The organism is Streptomyces sp. NPDC028910, from assembly GCF_055564955.1.
In genome coordinates this window covers 78,226-95,408 of record NZ_JBVHVF010000020.1, presented here as the reverse complement: position 1 = coordinate 95,408, position 17,183 = coordinate 78,226, and the positions used below count along the sequence as shown (strand labels likewise).

Genomic DNA, 17,183 nt, shown 5'->3' with positions numbered 1-17,183 from the left:
TCAGTAGTCCTGGACCACGGAGGTACGGGCCTCCGCCACCGCACGGCGGCGCTGGGTCATGGTGAGCGTGACCGGAACGGTCGGGCGCCCCTCCTCGTCCCGCCCCAGCGGCCCGGCCACCGCCACGCAGCGCAGCGGCAGATCGCGCTCCGCAGGCCCGCGGAAGTGCACCTGGCAGGCACCGAGCGTGCTCCGCGCGGGGCCCAGCCCGTGCGCGCGGCCCGCGGCGAGCAGCGAGGTCTGGCGCAGTGCCTCCAGCAGGTGCAGGCCGGAGTACTGGCCGTCCTCGCCGTCGAACACGGGGTTGACCCGCGTGGAGAGCAGCCAGGTGCTGAGCCGGCCCCGCGAGACGTCGGTCGGTTCGCTGATCACGATGTTCTCGGGGGCGTAGCGGCCCGCATCGGCGGAGTCGACCGGGCGCAGCGGCCCGTCCGGCGCGTCGTCGATCTCGGGCGCGGCCTGCAGGGCCCGCCGGGAGTGCTCCACGTGCTTGCGGTACAGCTTCGGCATGAGGAAGACCAGACCGGCCGCGCCCGTCGCGCACGGACGGCCGTCGATGGTCACCTGGAGGTGGAAGTCCAGACCGCGCGGCACCTCGGCCACCACGTTCGCCGGACGGGCCCTGATGTGGGTCGCCAGGGGTACGGGACCGGCGGCGCCCGCGTCCGTACGCCAGGCGGAGAGGTCGGTGAAGTCGAGGGCGAACCGGTAGAAGAGGCCGGGCCGGTCCTCCGGCACGCCGAAGTAGCGGTGCCCGACGAACTCCCCGATCTCGCGCACGGTCTCGGTCGCGATCTGCAGGTCGTGGAAGTACCCCGGGCCGTCGTTGAAGAGCGGGTGAGTGACGGGAGTCGCGCCGACGAGGGTGAAGTTCTCCTCACCCAGACTGGGTGCGTCGAGGGCGTAGTACGCCCGCGAGGGCGGACGGTGGATCAGGTGCTGGGTGCCCGCGGTCGCATGTCCATGGATGGTGGGGGGCGAGGTCGTGCCGTTGTCGACTGTCATGTCCCTCTCCTTCTCTGCCGCCATGGTGCGGCGCGGCAGGAGCGGGCAGCCAGCCGGCGCCGGTGTCAGCAAGGTGCATGGCAGGAACTCGTCCCGCCGAGGCGGGCACCCCTGCCAGGCCCCTTCGGGGCTTTGTCCGGGGCTTTAGTGGCGTCCATGCGGGAGCACGGAACGTGGATGCCGAGGCCCCGCCCCCGGGACGTCCCCCACCCTTCGGGCGGGGCCTTGGCACCTCTCCTCCTGCTCTCCTCGATCCCGGAAGGGAGCCCCGATGGCCACCACAGGGTCCGTACGGACAGCACCGGCAGGACCGCCACCACCGCAAGCCCCTACCGGTCCGCCGGCCCGGCTCCGGTTCGGCTACGCCTCGGGATCGCTCGTCACCGGTACCTTCACCACGCTCCCGGGCCTGCTGCTGCTCCCGTACCTCACGGACACCCTGGGAGTGGGGGCCGCGCTGGCCGGCGCGATCGTGTTCGTGCCCAAGGCGTGGGACGCGCTCATCAACCCGCTGGTCGGCCGGGCCAGTGACCGGACCCGCACCCGCTGGGGCGCCCGCCGCCCGTACGTCCTGTGCGGCGGGCTCGTGATGGCCCTGGCCTTCGCCCTGACCTTCGCGGGCCCGCTGCCGGGCACCGCGGGCGCCTGGTTCACCGCGGCCGGATACCTGCTCACCGCCACCGCGTTCGCCTTCTTCCAGGTGCCGTACGTCGCCATGCCCGCCGAGCTCGCCGACCGGGACGAGGACCGCATGCGTCTGGTCGGCGGGCGGGTCGCGGTCATCGGAGTGGCCGCCCTCGTCACCGGCGCCGCCGCACCCGCCCTCATCGAGGCGGGGGGCGGCGGCCTCGCCGGGCACCGCTGGGTGGGCGTCTTCGGCGCGGTGGTCATCGCCCTCGGCGCGCTGTGGGTCTTCGCGGGCACGGCCGGCGGCGGCCCGTCCGACCGCGTCACGCGGAGCGAGCCCAGCCTGCGCCGCCAGTTCGCGGCCGCGCGCGCGAACCCGTCCTTCATGGCGCTGCTGCGGTGCGCCATCGTCCAGTCCGTCGCGACCGGCGTCCTCCTCGCGGGCGCGCCGTACTTCGCCGACCACGTCCTGCAGGGCTCCGCCGGGGTCGGCGCCCTGGTCGTCGCCTTCGTCGCGCCCAACCTGCTGACCGTTCCGCTCTGGTCGCGGCTGCGCGGCCGCCGCGGCTACGCGCTCTCCTCCGGGCTGTTCGCCGGCGCCTGCCTGCTCCTCCTCGCGGCCCCGCTGCTGCCCACCGGGGCGGTACTGCTCGTCATGGCCCTCGCGGGCACCGGCCACGCGGGCCAGCTGCTCTTCCTGTACGCGATGCTGCCCGACTGCATCGCCCGTGACACCGCCCGCACCGAGCGCCGCCAGGCGGGCGTCCTGTCCGGCCTGTTCACCACCGGCGAGGGCCTGGGAGTCGCCCTCGGCCCCTTCCTCTACGGCGTCGTGCTCCAGCTCACCGGCTACGTCTCCTCCGGCACCGGCCGGGCCGCGGAGCAGACGGCCACCGCCGAGCTCGGCATGCTGGCCGGCTTCGCGCTCCTGCCGGCCCTGGCCACCGCGGCCGCCGTCGCACTGCTGCGCGGATACGACCGCCCGGGCCGCCGCCCCTACTGACCCCTCATCCATCGCCGTACGGGTGACACGGGTATGCCGGACCCCGTACGGGCGGGATGATGGGACGATCATGAATCGCGGGCATCGGGGGATGGCGTGACGTACACACAGGGGTGGGACGCGGCCCAGGTCGGTTTCGGCCCGGGGGTACGGGCCCTGATCGAGGAGGAGCTCGTCCCGGACCACAGCGTCGTCGTGCGCACCGGGACGTACGTCGTCGATCCGCCCTTCTTCGGCAACGGCGACATCGGGCGGGTCGCCGTCTGCGGCGCCGTCAACGAACTGGCCGTCACCGGCGCCGAACCCCGGCACGTCGCCCTCGGCATCGTGCTGGAGGCCGGGCTGCCGCTGGAGCTCGTCCGCAGACTGACCGCGTCGGTCCGCGCCGCGGCCGCCGAGGCCGGGGTCGCGATCGCCGCCGTCGACACCCAGGTGGTCCGCGCCGGCGAGGCCGACCGGGTCTTCGTCACCGCGACCGCGTTCGGAGTGCTGAGCGGCGGCGCGCCCCTGGACCTCGACGCGGTCCGGCCGGGGGACCGCATCGTGGTGACCGGGCCGCTGGGCAGCCACGCCGCCCACCTGGTCTCGCTGCGCGACGGCCTCGGGTACGAGCACCACGTACCCAGCGACTGCGCACCCCTGGGGGGCCTGCTGCGGACGGTGAGCGCCGACGTCCGCCACGCCCGGACCGTGGTCGCGGGCGGCCTGGCGGAGGTACTGCGCCAGTGCGCCGCGGGCCGCGGACTGACGCTGCGCGTCGAGGAGGCCGCCCTGCCCGTACGGTACGAGGCCCGGGTGGCCCTCGGCGCCCGCGGCCTGGCGCCCCTGGACGCGGCCTGCGCCGGCTGCCTGTGCCTGTTCGTCCCGCCGGAGCACGCCGAGCGGGTCCTGGCGGCGCTGCGCGCCCACCCCTACGGCCGCCAGGCCGCAGTCGTCGGCGAGGTCACGTCCGACCCCATGGGCGACGTCGAGTTCCTGGCCCCGGACGGCCGCCTCCACACGCGCACCGTCCCGTCCGGCTCGGTCCCCGAACGCCTGCTCTGACCCCGTGCCCGGCCCGTACGGGCGTACGCCCCTACGGGCCGGGCACGGGGTCAGGCTTGGTCAGGCCCGTCAGGCCCGTCAGGCCTGGCCAACGAAGGCCCGTACGCGGTCGATGAGCGAGGCGTTGTCACGGATCCACCCGTAGTGCCGGCTGCCGTGCGGGCCGTCGCCGAGGACGAGCTCCCAGTGCGTCACCCGGGCGCTGGTCAGCTTGTCGCTGAGCCCCCGGACCCCGCCCGGCGGGGCCATGGCGTCGCCCTTGATGGCCACCGCCAGCACCGGCAGCTCCAGCTCGGCCAGCGAGGGCTCGAAGTCCACCTCCGAGGACGGCACGTGGTACCGGCCCGTCCTCACCTGGGTGGCCATGTCCCGCAGGATCTGCGGGGAGTCGTTCCCCAGCACTCCGATGCGCCGGCCGGGGAAGTATCCGTACACCGAGGAGAACGCGGCCGCGAGGTGGAACCCGGCGAGCATCCCCAGGCTCTGCGGGAAGGGCCACCCGCGGTAGTGGCAGGAAGGGGCTCCCACCAGGACCGCTCCCGCGGCCATGTGCGGTTCCTGGCTGAGGTAGAGCGTGCCGAGCTGCCCCCCGAGGCTGTGCCCCAGGAGGTAGCGCGGGGCCGCCGGGAAGGCGGCCCCGACCGCACGGAACAGGGCGGGGAAGTCGTACGCCACGATCTCGTGGTAGCCGTAGCGCACTCCGCGCCGCACGCGTACGGAGCTCGTTCCCTGCCCCCTCAGTTCACCGACGGCCACCTGGAACCCCGCCCCGGCGAGGGCGTCCGCCAGGGGGGTGTAGGCGGCGGCCCTGGTGCCCATGGCGGGCATGCACACCAGCACCGGAGCCGACGGCTCGTCAGGTCTCCGGTACAGCCGGACGTCAGCCGTGGCGCCGTCCTCGGCGCGCACGGTCCGCGTGGTCACTTCGGTGGACGGAATTACAGACCTCCCTCGCTCGTGGCCATCCTCCGCATTTCGCGGAACACGTTCAACAGCTGGATCTCGCTCGAACCCTCGAAGATCGTCAGGGCGCGCGCGTCCCGCCAGCGCTTCTCCACCCCGAAGTCGGCGGCGATCCCCCGCCATCCGTAGAGCTGGAGTATCTCGTTCGAAGCGCGCACGGCGAGCTCCGTCGCGGCGTACTTGGCCATGGAGCTCTCCTTGCCGAAGGGCAGCCCGCGGTCGGCCAGGGCCGTCGCCTCCTCCAGGAGCTTGCGGGCGCCGCAGAGCTCGACGTACAGCCGCCCGAGCGTCAACTGCACGTGGCTCAGGGTGTCCATGCGGTCGTCCGGATACACCCGGCGCTCGGCCACCCACGTCAGCGCGTCCCGGAGCATGGCGGCCACGATCCCCGTCCCGCACGCGGCACCGCCGATGCGGATGGTCGCGAGGAGCTCGTTCAGCAGCATCTCGCCGTCGCCGGCCCGCCCGATCAGGCTGACCGGCTCCAGGGCCACGTCCCGGAAGGTGACCGAGGGCGTGGGGAGGCAGCGGAACGCCGCCTTCTCGATGTCCTCGCTCACGCTCACCCCCGGAGCGTCGCGCGGGACGGCGAAGAAGGACAGGCCGCGCTTGCGGTTGTCCACGACCGTGTTGGCCAGCACGAGGAACACGTCGGCGACGGTCCCGTTCCCGGACATGCACTTGCCGCCGTTGAGCAGCCAGCCCGAGTCCGTCCGCACGGCGCGCGTCGTGGCCGCCAGCAGGTTCGAACCGTTCTCCGGCTCGGTGAGCCCCAGCGCCGCGTACCCGTTGTTCTTGAGCAGCCGGGTGACGAAGAGGTCCTTCTGCTCGGGGGTGCCGGCGGCGACCACGGGATGCAGCGCGCCGCGGTTGAACACCAGCGTCCAGGTCATCCCCGGACAGACCGCCGACAGCTCGCCGATGACCTCGGCGAACTCCGTGTAGGAGAGACCGGCGCCGCCCAGCTCCTCCGGAAAGGCCGCGTTGAGGATCCCCTCGGCGGCGGCCCGCTCGTGGATCGCGACGGGGAACGCCCGCTCCTCGTCGTAGCGGCGTACGTGCGGCGCCATCACCTCATCGGCGAAGGTGCGAAATGTCTGCTTCCACTCTGATCGACTGCGCGATTCTTCCACGACCATCCTAAGAAACGGTGATGACGAACTTGCCGATGTTGGCCCGGTTGCGAAGCCCCGTGATCGCTTGCGGTGCGTCCTCGAACGGGAAGACACCCCCCACGGAGGGACGGAGCACGCCGGCGTCGATCAGCTCGACGAGGCGGTCCATCAGCGGCCGGAGCCTGGACGGATCACGCGCCAGGGCCCCCACGTTCACCGTGCAGAACGAGCGGCTGCTCATGAACAGCTCCCGGCCGTCGACGGCCAGATCGAGCACCCCCGCCGCTCCGATCTCGATGAAGCGGCCCCCGGCCCGCAGCAGTGCGAGGCCCCGGCCCACGGCGTCGCCGGAGAGCGAGTCGACGATGAGGTCCAGCCCCTGGTCGGGCGTGATCTCCCGGACGGCGTCGGCGAAGTCCGCCTCCGCGTAGTTGATGGGGTGCTGGACGCCCAGCGCCCTCAGGTGATCCAGCTTCGCCTCCGTGCTCGCGGTCCCGAACACGGTGGCGCCGTGGTGGAGGGCCAGCTGCACGCACGCCGTCCCGGTCGCGCCGGCCGCCGCCTGGACGAGCACCCGGTCGCCCGGGTGCACGCGTGCCTCACGTTCGAGGCACGCGATGGCGGTCAGGCCGCTGATCAGCACGGCCACCGCGTCGGTGGCGCTGACGCCCCGGGGCAGCGGAGCCACCGTGTACGAAGCCGTCGTCACACGGGCCGCGTAACCGCCGTGCGGGGTCAGCGCGATGACCGCGTCGCCGGGCCGGACGTGCTCGACCGCGTCACCCACCGCGTGGACGACACCGGCCACCTCGTGCCCGGGGACGAACGGCGGGGTCGAGAGGAAGGGGTGGAAGCCGGTGGTCGCCAGCACGTCGATGAAGTTGACGCCGACCGCGTGCACGTCGATGACCACCTCGTCCGGACCCGGCTTGCGCACCGGTACGTCCTGCAGGCGCATGTCGAGCCCGGACGGCCCGGTGACGATGGTGTAACCGGGGACCGTGCTGTGGCGCTCCGCCTCGTCCAGCGCGAGCTCCTGCGCGCTCTGCGGCAGCGCCTCGGGCCGGGCGCCGGGCCGATCGTCGGGCCGGGCATCCGTCTCCTGAGTGTCCGCCGTCCCGAGCAGGCCGTCCAGGTAGAGCCCGACGGCGTCCACCGTCCGGTGGTTGAACATGAACGTCGCCGGCAGCTCCAGCCCGAAGTGGGCGCCGATCCGCCGGGTGACGGAGACGGCGAGCAGCGAATCCACCCCCAGGCGGTCGAAGCGGACCGAGGTGTCGATCTCGCCCGGTGAGCGGCGCAGCGCACGCGCCAGCTCCGACCGGACGAAGTCGGCCGCGGAGCCCGCCTCCCCTTCCGGACGTACGGTACGCACCCGCGGTGCCTCCACCCCGCCGACCCCGCGGTTGAACCGGGCCACCAGCCCCTCCGCGACCTCGTCGCGCACGTCCAGGACCGCCAGCTGCGGATGCGAGCCGGCCAGGGCCCGCAGGAACGCGTCGGCCCCCGCTTCCGGGGACATCGGGTGCAGTCCCGATTCGAGGAGCTGGCTCTGGTACTTGGGGTCGGCGACCATCCCCAGCTCCGCCCAGGGACCCCAGTTGATCGAGCGCACGGGCGTACGCCGGCTGCGCACGGTACCGGTCAGCGCGTCGAGCGTGGCGTTGCCCGCCGCGTACGCGCCCTGGCCCGGCGTCACGAACAGGCTGGCCAGGGAGGAAAACAGCACGATGAAGTCCAGGTCCTCCGAGGCCACCGCGTCGATGAGGATCCGGGCGCCCCGCTCCTTCGGCCCGATGATCGCGTGCATGCGCTCGGGCGACGTCGATTCGATCAGCGCGTCGTCGAGGACGCCCGCGGTGTGGATCACGCCGTGCAGGGCGCCGAAGCGACGCAGAATCTCGGCCAGGGCGCGCCGGACGGCCGCCTCGTCGGTCACGTCGGCCCGGAGGTAGAGCAGCCGACCGCCCGCGGCGTCGACCGCCTCCTCCACCTGCGGGTCGACCTCTTCCCGGCGGCCGGTGAGCACCACCCGCGCCCCCGCCTCGCGGGCCAGGGTGACCGCGAGCGTGGAGCCCAGGCCGCCCTGGCCGCCCGTGATCCAGTAGACGCCGCCGGGCCTGAGGTCCGCCGTGGCGGGGCCGGGCTCCACCGGGGTCAGGGACGGGACGGTGCGTTCCCCGTGCCGGTAGCGGACACAGAACGCGCTGGGCGGTGTCGCGAGTTCCGCGGCGACGTCCCGCGCGAGTTCCCGCGTCGCCAGCTCCTCGGCCTCGACCTGGATCGCCCGGCCCGACCAGCTGACGGTCTCCTGTTCGAGCGCGCGCAGCAGCGGGGGCAGCGCGACGTCGCTGGTCACCAGGGCGAGCTCACGACGCGACACGGTCCCGCCGCGCGCGGCCGACCGCAGCAGCGAGAGGAACGCCTCGCGCTCCGGCTCCACGACGAGCAGGCGCGCCTCCTGCGGCTGCGACCGAAGGAACGCCGACGCGTCCTCGCCCCCGGGCAGCGCGGCGACCGAGCACTCGGCGCCGCCCCGGCGCAGCTCCTCCACCAGCGGCGCACACCGCTCGGCGTCCCCGGTGAGGAGCACGACCCGGGCGGGGACCGTGCCTCCCTCGGCGGGCCGGGGCTGCGGCCTCGCGTCCACGGCGAAGAACCGCATCGCATGCCGGTCGCGCATCCGCTTGAGCGACACCCCCTCGAACCGCACGAGGACGCGGCCCTCTTCATCGAGGATCGCCACGTCACAGTCGAACGTGTCCGCGTCCTCGGCCAGTTCGCTCCGCAGCCGCACATGGGCCAGGGTCGGCCCGGACCACTGCGCGAAGACGTCGACCCGGCGGTAGCCGAATCCCACAAAGGTGCCCCTGGCACCGGCGTCGATGGAGAGACCGGCGATCGACTGCATCGCCCCGTCCGCGACGTCCGCGGGCAGCCGGCGGCCCATGGTCCGCGGCGACGGCGGCGCGAGACGGGTGAGCAACTCCTGCTCGCCCAGCCACATCTGCGTCACCATCCGCATCGTGTCCCCGTACGAGAGACCCGAGGCCGCCAGGTGCTCGTACAGGACGTCAGGCTCGACGCGCCGCGGGCACCGCCGGCGGATCGCCGACAGGTCGGCCGCGGGCGGGACCGGCCCGGCGGCGGACCACGCGGCGGAGACGTGCTCCTCCCACGCGGCGCCCCGCTCGTTCGCCGCGCGGCTCTCGACGGACAGGAACGGCCCGTCTCCCGCCCGCACGCGCCGGGAGACCCGCACGTGCCGGGACTCGCCCTCGGCCACCGCCAGGGAGTTCGTCACCAGTACGTCGTCGAGCCCGTACCCGCCCGCCCGCTCCGGGTTGAGCTCCTGCAGCGCGGCGTCGAGCATCCACGCGGCGGGCGCGATCGCCCGCTCCCGCACGCGGTGGTCACGGATGACCGGCAGCGACCCGGTGACCAGCGTCCCCTCCGCCTGCGGGCCCGGAGGCTCGACCCAGTGCTCCTGACGCTGCCAGGGATACGCGGGCAAGCGCGTGCCGGGCCGGGGCCGGCCCCCGTGGAACGCGGTCCAGTCGATCTCGCAGCCGGCCTCGAACAGCGCGGCGACCGACTCGTAGGGGGCCCGTACGTCCATGCGCCGCATCGCCGGCACGGCGGCGACGGCGCGATCCTCGTCCTCCAGGCACTCGGTCACCGAGACCGACAGCAGGGGGTGCGGGCTCATTTCCAGGAACACGCGGTGACCGTCCGCCCCCGCGCCGCGCACCGCGTCGGCGAACAGCACCGGCTCGCGCAGATTGCGCCACCAGTACTCCGCGTTCAGCCCGTTCGTGTCGAAGCGCTCCCCGGTGAGGGAGGAGTAGAAGGCGAGGCTCGCGGGCCGCGGAGACAGCCCGGAGAGCTCTGCGGTGAGGTCGTGGCGGAGGTCCTCCAACAGGGCGCAGTGCGAGGCCACGTCCACCTTGACCCGGCGGCAGAAGACGCCCTTGGCGTCCATCGCGGCGACGAACCCGTCGACGGCCGCCGCCTCCCCGGACACGACCGTCGTGCTCGGACCGTTGTGAGCGGCGAGGGACAACCGGTCCCCGTAGGGCTCCAGAGCCTTCCGTACGTCCGACACGGGGAGCGAGACCAGCGCCATGGCGCCCTGCCCCCGGTGCCGCATCATCAGCGCGCTGCGACGGCAGATGATGCGCGCCGCGTCCTCCAGGCGCAGCGCACCCGAGACGTGGGCCGCCGCCACCTCTCCCATGCTGTGGCCGATGACGGCGGCGGGCCGGACACCCCAGGACCTGAAGACCGCCGCCAGGCCGACCTGCATCGCGAAGATCGCGGGCTGGACGACATCGATGCGCTCCAGCAGCGGCGCGGCGTCCTCCTGGGTCAGGACCTCGCGCAGCGACCAGGTGACATGGGGCGCGAACGCCTGCTCGCAGCGCGAAACGGCGAGGTCGAAGGCGGGTTCCGACGCGAGCAGGGCCCGGCCCATGCCGATCCACTGCGCACCCTGCCCCGGGAACACGAAGACGACGCCCGCGTCGTCCGGCACGTGGCGCTCGGCCGTGAACGGCTCCCGCAAGCGCGCGAGCAGCTCGTCCTTGTTCTCGAAGGCGAAGGCGGCGCGGACCTCCCGCCCGCGGGGCCCGCCACGCCCCCGGACCAGCGTCGCCGTGGCCGATCCGCGGCTCAGCTCGTCCTCGCCGACCCCGCCGGCCCACGTCGCGTAGTCCGCGGCCTGTGCGTGCAGGGCCGCCTCGGTGGCGGCGGACAGGGCCAGGAGCCGTACGGGGTGCTCCTTGACCACCGGCGGCTCAGCCTGCGGCGCGGGGCCGAGCACGGCGTGCGCGTTGGTGCCGCCGAAGCCGAAGGAGCTCAGCCCGACCAGGCCGATCTCCCCGGGGGACTCCCAGCGCCGCAGCGAGGACTGCACGCGCAGCCCGAGCCCGTCGAAGTCGATGTCCGGGTTCGGCTCCGCGCAGTGCAGGGACGGCGGCAGGGCCTGGTGCTCGAAGGACAGCGCCAGCTTGATCAGGCCGGCGATGCCCGCCGCCGCCTCCAGGTGCCCGACGTTCGTCTTCACCGAACCGATCGCGCACGGCCGGTCGGCGGCGCGTCCCCGGCCCAGTACGGTGCCCAGCGCGGCGGCCTCGATCTGGTCGCCGATCGCCGTCCCCGTTCCGTGGGCCTCGACGTAGCCGACCTCCGACGGCTCGGCGCCCGCGTGGGCGAGCGCGAGGCGCACGACCTCCTCCTGTGACTGACGGCTCGGCGCCAGGAGTCCGTTGGTCCGCCCGTCCGAGGTCACGGCCGAACCGCGGATCACCGCCGAGACGCGGTCACCGTCGCACAGTGCTTCGCTCAGCGGCTTCAGCACGACCACGCCGGCGCCCTCGCTGCGTACGTAGCCGTCGGCCTGCGCCGAGAAGGCCTTGCAGCGGCCGTCGGGTGCCATGACGCCCGAGTGGTCGAACGCCGCGGTGATCGCCGGAGTCAGGATGACGTTCACCCCGCCGACGATGGCGACGCCGCACTCGCCGCGCCGGATCGCGTCGCACGCGAGGTGGACGGCGACGAGGGACGAGGAGCAGGCCGTGTCGATCGCCAGACTCGGTCCGCGCAGGTCGAGCAGGTAGGAGAGCCTGTTGGCGGCGACGCTGGACGCCCCGCCCAGCAGGGAGTAGGCGTCCGCGGCAGGGGAGTTCGCGAGGGCGTCCCGGTAGTCCGAGCTGGAGATGCCGACGAAGACGCCCGTGGGCGAACCGGCCAGGCTGTACGGATCGATTCCCGCGTCCTCGACGGCCTCCCAGGCCACTTCCAGCATGAGCCGCTGCTGCGGGTCGATCTTGGCGGCCTCGTGCTCGTTGATGCCGAAGAAGTCGAGGTCCAGGCCGCCGACACCGGTGAGGAAGCCGCCGAGGCCGGCGCGGTCCGTGCCGTTGTTCCCGCGGCCCCAGCGGGAGAACCTCTCGTCGGGTACCCGCCCGATGGCGTCCACGCCGTGTTCGAGCAGCTTCCAGAACGCCTCGGGGCCATCGGCTCCGGGGAACCTGCACCCCATGCCGATGATCGCGACGGGCTCGTCGTGCGGCGGCTGTGCGGCGGCCCCGCGGCGCGGCACGGCGAGGGTGGCCTGGTCGGGCTGCCTGCCCTGGAGGTGATCCAGGATCTCCCTGAGCGTGGGATGTTCGTACGCGACCGTCGGCGAGACCTTGCGGTCCAGCCGGGCACTGAGTTCGCCGGCCAGCGCGACCGCGTCGATCGAGGACAGGCCGTACGCGGCCAGCGGTTCGTGGATCGAGATGTCGTCGCCCGAACTCATGCGGGCCAGCTCGGCTATGCGCCGGCGCAGCCAGGTTTCCAGCTCCGTGTCCGTCATTCTGCTCCCCCTGTGTTGTGCTGCTCTGCTGTTCTGCTGCTCTGCTGTTCTCCGTGGTGCGGGTCTGTGCTGTGCGGGTCAGCGCTGTGCGGTCAGCGCTGTGCGTTCCACGGGGACCGGCCGGCCAGGTACTCCTTCCGGGTTTCCCCGCGCTGCAACTTCCCGCTCGACGTCTTGGGAAGGGTTCCGGCGGGAAGGAGCACGACATCGCGGGCGGTCAGCCGGTGCTCCTGCATGACCGCGCGCCGTACGGCGTTCGCCACGTCCTCCCGCTCCGCGGGGTCCGTGCCGTCACCGGCTTCCCGGCGGAGTTCGGCCGCGACCACCACGGCCTCCTCGCCGTCCGTGGTCACGCCGAAGGCGGCCACACATCCGGGGCGGATCGCGGAGTGCGCGCTCTCGGCGGTCCGCTCGATGTCGTGGGGATAGTGGTTGCGTCCGCCCACGATGATGACGTCCTTGATGCGGCCGCAGACGAACAGGCCGTCCTCGGTCCGGAAGCCCAGGTCTCCCGTGCGCATGTACGGACCATCGCCGCTGTCGCTCAGCGTCGCCTCGAAGGCCTCCCGGCTGAGGTCGGGGCGCTGCCAGTAGCCGACCGCCACGCTCTCGCCCGCGACCCAGATCTCACCGACCTGCCCCGGGGCGCACCGGGTGCGCTCCCGCGGGTCGACGACGGCCACGTCCAGCGACTGGCTGATCCCGCAGCTGACGAGCACGCGTGCGTTCGGGCTGTCCTGCGGCACGATCCGGGCGCGGCCGCGCTCGAGCTCGTTCTCGTCGAAGGCCCGGAATATCCACGGTTGTTCGATCGGCGCCCCGCTCACGAGCAGTGTGCTCTCGGCGAGTCCGTAGACCGGAACGATGGTTTCCGGACGGAAGCCGGAGGAGGCGAAGGTTTCGGCGAAGCGTGTCATCGAATCCGCGCGAATCGGCTCGGCGCCGTTGGTCGCTACGGCCCAGGACGACAGGTCGAGCGACGCGCGGTCCTCTTCCGTCACCTTTCGCGTGCACAGGTCGAAGGCGAAATTGGGGGCCGCCGAAAGCGTGCCCCGGTACGTCGATATCGCGCGCAACCACCGCACCGGGCTCTGCAGGAACGCCACGGTGGGCATCGACACGGAATGGATCCCCATCATCGCCGGGACGATGATCATCGAGATCAGTCCCATGTCGTGATAGGGAGGCAGCCACCCGACGACGACCGTCGACTCGTCGAGGCCGAGCGACCTGCGGATGAGGTCGACGTTGTGCGCGAGATTGCGGTGGGTGACCATCACCCCCTTCGGCTGACCGGTGGAACCGGACGTGTACTGGAGGAAAGCGATGGAATCCGGATCCGGAGCCGCAGCCGGAACGGACCATCCCGCTCCACTCCCGTCGGGAATCGCGTCGACCGCCAGCCAGGCCGTTCCCTGGATTTCCGGAATCGAGCGTGCCGTCGTTTCGATGGCCGCCTGGATGTCGGCGGTGGTCAGCACGGCCGCGGGCTGGGCGTCCTCGGCGATGCCGGCCAGCCGGAGCAGCCCACGCGCGCGCTGCGCGGGGTGGGGGAGATAGGCGGGCACCGCGACGACGCCCGCGTACAGGCACCCGAAGAACGCCACGACGAAGTCCTGGCCGGGAGTGAACAGCAGGAGTGCCCGGGAGCCCGGCTCCACCTGGGCGCGCAGACGTGAGGCGACGGCCCGCGCCTTGGCGTCGAGCATCGAGAAGGTGAGCGAGGGTTCGGCCTCCTCACCGTCGGGCAGGAAGGTGAACAGTTCGTGATCGGGGATGCGCGTCGCGTGCGCGTGCAAGGCGTCGACCACCGTGTCGAAGTGGATCTCGTCCAGGGCAGTGGGCGACAGCGAAAATGATTCTTCAAGCATTCTCAGCCTCATTCAGTGCCGGATCGGATGCGCGCACCGGGTGCGGCCGGCAGGCAGATGGCGAAAGTTACACGCGGCTCCATGGGTGCGGTCCGCGCGAAATACCCGTTCTTCGGGTTTCCGGAGCCCAAGGCTCAGGGTGACGGTGTTCTCTGCGGAACGACGGATGCCGGGACGAGGAGGTGCGGTGGTCTCCGGCGCGCATGACCCGAGGTCAAGGAACCGGTGTCCATCGCATCCTGATCCGCAAACATCAACCTTGTCTTCCGGTGGGTTTCGATCCGCAGCACAGCGGCGTGGGCACAGGAAAAGGAATGATTGATTCCCTGTGCGTCCGGTCGGAAACAGCGAGAGCTGGATAAGAGGTACCGGTCAGTACGGGTCCAAACCTTAGGTGGGGTCCCCGTACCCGGTCAACTCGCATTGATTGGCGGGATGATGTCGTGAATTCGGCGTGGCGTGAATGTTTTCAGCCAACCTCGGCAAGGCTCCGAACGGTCGACGGCGCGGACCGGACCGGCCCCGAGCGGCGGAGACGGCATCAGCAACCGAATGATCATGAATGACCTCTACTGAGCGAAAATGACCGCCTCAATGGTGGCCATCTCGCCATTCTGGCGCGATATCCGCTCGCCGCCCGGCCGTCCTCCTGTCAGTGGCAGCAGCGATGATCACCGCAGGAGGTGATCCGGTGAACTACCGATCAAGCGCGACCCTGCTCCACTTGCTGGAGGAGACACTGGAGCTGACCACGTCTCCCGATGTCCGACGCTCCATAGAGAAGGCGACCGCGTACATCAGCGGTCCGAGATTCCACCGGGGCGGGAAGTACGGCAAGGGCGCGGAGCTCGTACGGCACTTGGAGGACGGAGCGCAGGCGGCGGTCCTCGCCCAGGACTGGGACATGGCCCAGCGGCTGCAGCGATGCGCCGCCTACGCATCGGGCGAGCTGCCGCTCGACGTGCTCGACGCGCAGTACAACCCGGAGGCCAAGCGCAAGAGCGAGGCCTTCATCCAGCGCATGGCAGAACTGGGCTGCCAGCAGGCGGTCCTTGCGATCGACCAACTGCTGAGGGAGCACCCGGAGGCCACCGCCGCCGACGTCCGCGCCTTTCTCCAGGGAGTGGCCCGGGCATCGCGGTACGTGGAGATCGGCGGAGCGGACGGCGGAGTGGACCTCTCACCCAAGGACGCGAACCGGCTGATGTTCCTGGGACGGATGGAGCTCGCGGTACGACGGCTGCCCCGCGACGCCACCCCGGAGGCCGCGGCGTTCCTCGATGACCTGATCAGCGCGCCCGACGCGAGCGTGCTGGCACAGCTGGTCGCGACGAAGGCCCGCCGGGAGAGCCTTGCCGCTCTGCGCGCCGCGGTGGACGACGAGGACAGCTCCGAAGCCGATCTGCACGCCTGCCTCAAGAACCAGGAGTGGATCTTCGGTGGAGCGTACGCGGGCGAGCTGCTGCGCAGGCAGTACGCCGCCGACGCCATCCTCGACATACCCCTGCTGCGGGGTGACGGTTCCCTGCACGTCGTCGAACTGAAGCGGGCCGTGATCCCCCGCCTCGTCGTACGGCGCGGCGGCCACGTCATGTTGGGCACGCACGTGCACAGGGCCGTCTCGCAGGCCCAGAACTACCTGCGCTCGCTCGACGAGAACCGCGCCCCGATCCTGGCGGCCCACGGCATCGACTGCCGCCGCGCCTCCGCGACCGTCGTCATCGGGCATCCGCGCCACCTCGGTGGAACCTTCACCGCCCAGGAGGTCGCCGAGACGCTGCGCACGTACAACACGCACCTGTCCCGCATCGAAGTGATCACGTACGAGATGCTGCTGGAGTCCGCGGAGCGGATGCTCGCGCTCACCGCGGGCTCGTCCGACGACTCGGACCCACCCGAGGAGACCGAATGAGCGGCCAGCCGATCCGCAAGGCCATGGGCGAACTGTGCGGTGTGACCATCGATGCGAAGACCTACCTGGGTTTCTTCATCAATGAGTACGGCGAATACCTGGTCTTCACCCAGGAGCCGGGCGAGAAGACCGCGACGCTCTACCACAGCGATGCGGACTGGGAGCCGCACGAACTGACGGACCACTCGATCAGGGTCGGTGCCGTACTGCCCAACGTCGTCACGGTGGCGAACCTCATCATCAACCATGCGGAGGCCTCCTGGCTCGTCGCCTGCCTCAAGGCCACCGCTCGGCTACGCGGCAAGGCCGACGGGTGAGGCGACCGGGCCGGACGGAGCTGCCGCCGCGCTAGGGCATGCCCGATGGGTCGTGACTCCGTCACGTTTCGGGAAGCGTGCGGGCCGTCCAGGCTGACGCCTACGCCGAGGGTCGGATCGACTGGAGCACGGTGAGCGTGGACTCCACCTCCTGCGCGGGCGCTCGGTGGCCAGCGGACCGGCGGAGATGCTCAGCCCCACATCGCCGCCGACGGCCCAGTAGAAATGCAACGCGGCGAACGCCGCCGCCCACAAGCACGCGATACGCCCCCACAGTGTGGACGGTCCTGTTCCCTCCGGTCGGCGGCGTCTCACCGCCGGCCCTCGCGGGCGCGGCCGTCAGTGCGCGGGCCGTCCGCTTCCTGTGGCAACACGATGAACGCCGTGCCCTTGGTCAGGTCGATGCTGGAGCGGGGCGGCGCACCGTCGCTCTCGTCGTCCCGCCGTAGCAGCTCCACCCTCCGCTGCTCCAGCTCCACCGTCTTGTTTCCGTTCACGACCGCCGTGAATTCATCGAAGGCGATGCTCGACAACGACCGCCCCGTGCGCCTGCGTAGCCACGGGATCAAGCCCAGACCCGTGAACCATCGCCACGCGCTCTCCACCACGGCGAACAAGGCCAGCACGGACGCGAACGCCGGGAACGACATGAGCAGAGCCGTCACAGATGCTTCCTCCTCGTCCCCGATGCGCTATGGACCAACTGTTCTGGTCCGGCGGCGCGCAGGGATCAGACCGGCGCATGATCCGCTTCCCCCATGCGGGGGAGGCGCCGCCCATGGAGATCCACCGGAAGCAGTGCGCGTCATCGTCGGTGTCGGCTGGTCTCGGGGTCGTGTCGGGTCGTGTCGTGTCGGGTTCATGGTGCGGGCGGGTGAAGGCGGGCGCGCGCACGGTGCCGTCCCGCACTGCCCGGCCGCTCCTGGCGGCAGGATGACCGGGTCACCCCACACCCCGTCAGGAGA

At 71.9% G+C, this 17,183-nt stretch carries 10 protein-coding genes; 4 read left to right on the top strand and 6 right to left on the bottom strand.

Annotated features, from left to right (window positions below):
* Positions 1 to 1,005: an AfsA-related hotdog domain-containing protein gene (locus ACZ4TV_RS23690; RefSeq protein WP_468136760.1), complete on the bottom strand. Its 1,005-nt coding sequence runs from the start codon at positions 1,003 to 1,005 to the stop codon at positions 1 to 3.
* 271 nt (positions 1,006 to 1,276) lie between these two features.
* Here ACZ4TV_RS23690 and ACZ4TV_RS23685 point away from each other — a divergent pair, with 271 nt between their 5' ends.
* Together ACZ4TV_RS23685 and hypE are read left to right on the top strand one after the other, a co-directional pair.
* On the top strand, positions 1,277 to 2,635 hold the full coding sequence (locus tag ACZ4TV_RS23685) for an MFS transporter (RefSeq protein WP_468136758.1): 1,359 nt from the start codon (positions 1,277 to 1,279) through the stop codon (positions 2,633 to 2,635).
* Positions 2,636 to 2,731: 96 nt separating this feature from the next.
* A complete protein-coding gene (gene hypE, locus ACZ4TV_RS23680; RefSeq protein WP_468136757.1) occupies positions 2,732 to 3,679 on the top strand; it encodes a hydrogenase expression/formation protein HypE in 948 nt (315 codons plus the stop codon).
* 78 nt (positions 3,680 to 3,757) lie between these two features.
* Here hypE and ACZ4TV_RS23675 read toward each other — a convergent pair whose 3' ends face one another.
* The 4 genes from ACZ4TV_RS23675 to ACZ4TV_RS23660 form a co-directional block, all read right to left on the bottom strand.
* A complete protein-coding gene (locus ACZ4TV_RS23675) occupies positions 3,758 to 4,603 on the bottom strand; it encodes an alpha/beta hydrolase family protein (RefSeq protein WP_468136756.1) in 846 nt (281 codons plus the stop codon).
* A 14-nt stretch (positions 4,604 to 4,617) separates the two neighbouring features.
* Positions 4,618 to 5,781: an acyl-CoA dehydrogenase family protein gene (locus ACZ4TV_RS23670; protein ID WP_468136754.1), complete on the bottom strand. Its 1,164-nt coding sequence runs from the start codon at positions 5,779 to 5,781 to the stop codon at positions 4,618 to 4,620.
* A 1-nt stretch (position 5,782) separates the two neighbouring features.
* Positions 5,783 to 12,118, bottom strand: a complete 6,336-nt coding sequence (locus ACZ4TV_RS23665) for an SDR family NAD(P)-dependent oxidoreductase (protein ID WP_468136752.1) — start codon at positions 12,116 to 12,118, stop codon at positions 5,783 to 5,785.
* A gap of 92 nt (positions 12,119 to 12,210) precedes the next feature.
* Positions 12,211 to 13,989 (bottom strand): fatty acyl-AMP ligase, encoded by a 1,779-nt coding sequence (locus ACZ4TV_RS23660; RefSeq protein ID WP_468136750.1) that lies wholly within the window; start codon positions 13,987 to 13,989, stop codon positions 12,211 to 12,213.
* A 691-nt stretch (positions 13,990 to 14,680) separates the two neighbouring features.
* Here ACZ4TV_RS23660 and ACZ4TV_RS23655 point away from each other — a divergent pair.
* Positions 14,681 to 15,901, top strand: coding sequence for a Shedu anti-phage system protein SduA domain-containing protein (locus ACZ4TV_RS23655; RefSeq protein ID WP_468136749.1), 1,221 nt, complete (start codon positions 14,681 to 14,683; stop codon positions 15,899 to 15,901).
* A complete protein-coding gene (locus ACZ4TV_RS23650; protein ID WP_468136747.1) occupies positions 15,898 to 16,218 on the top strand; it encodes a hypothetical protein in 321 nt (106 codons plus the stop codon). Before ACZ4TV_RS23655 ends, ACZ4TV_RS23650 begins: the two co-directional genes overlap by 4 nt.
* A gap of 311 nt (positions 16,219 to 16,529) precedes the next feature.
* Here ACZ4TV_RS23650 and ACZ4TV_RS23645 read toward each other — a convergent pair whose 3' ends face one another.
* Positions 16,530 to 16,883, bottom strand: coding sequence for a DUF6191 domain-containing protein (locus tag ACZ4TV_RS23645; RefSeq protein WP_468136746.1), 354 nt, complete (start codon positions 16,881 to 16,883; stop codon positions 16,530 to 16,532).
* Positions 16,884 to 17,183 lie beyond the last annotated feature (300 nt).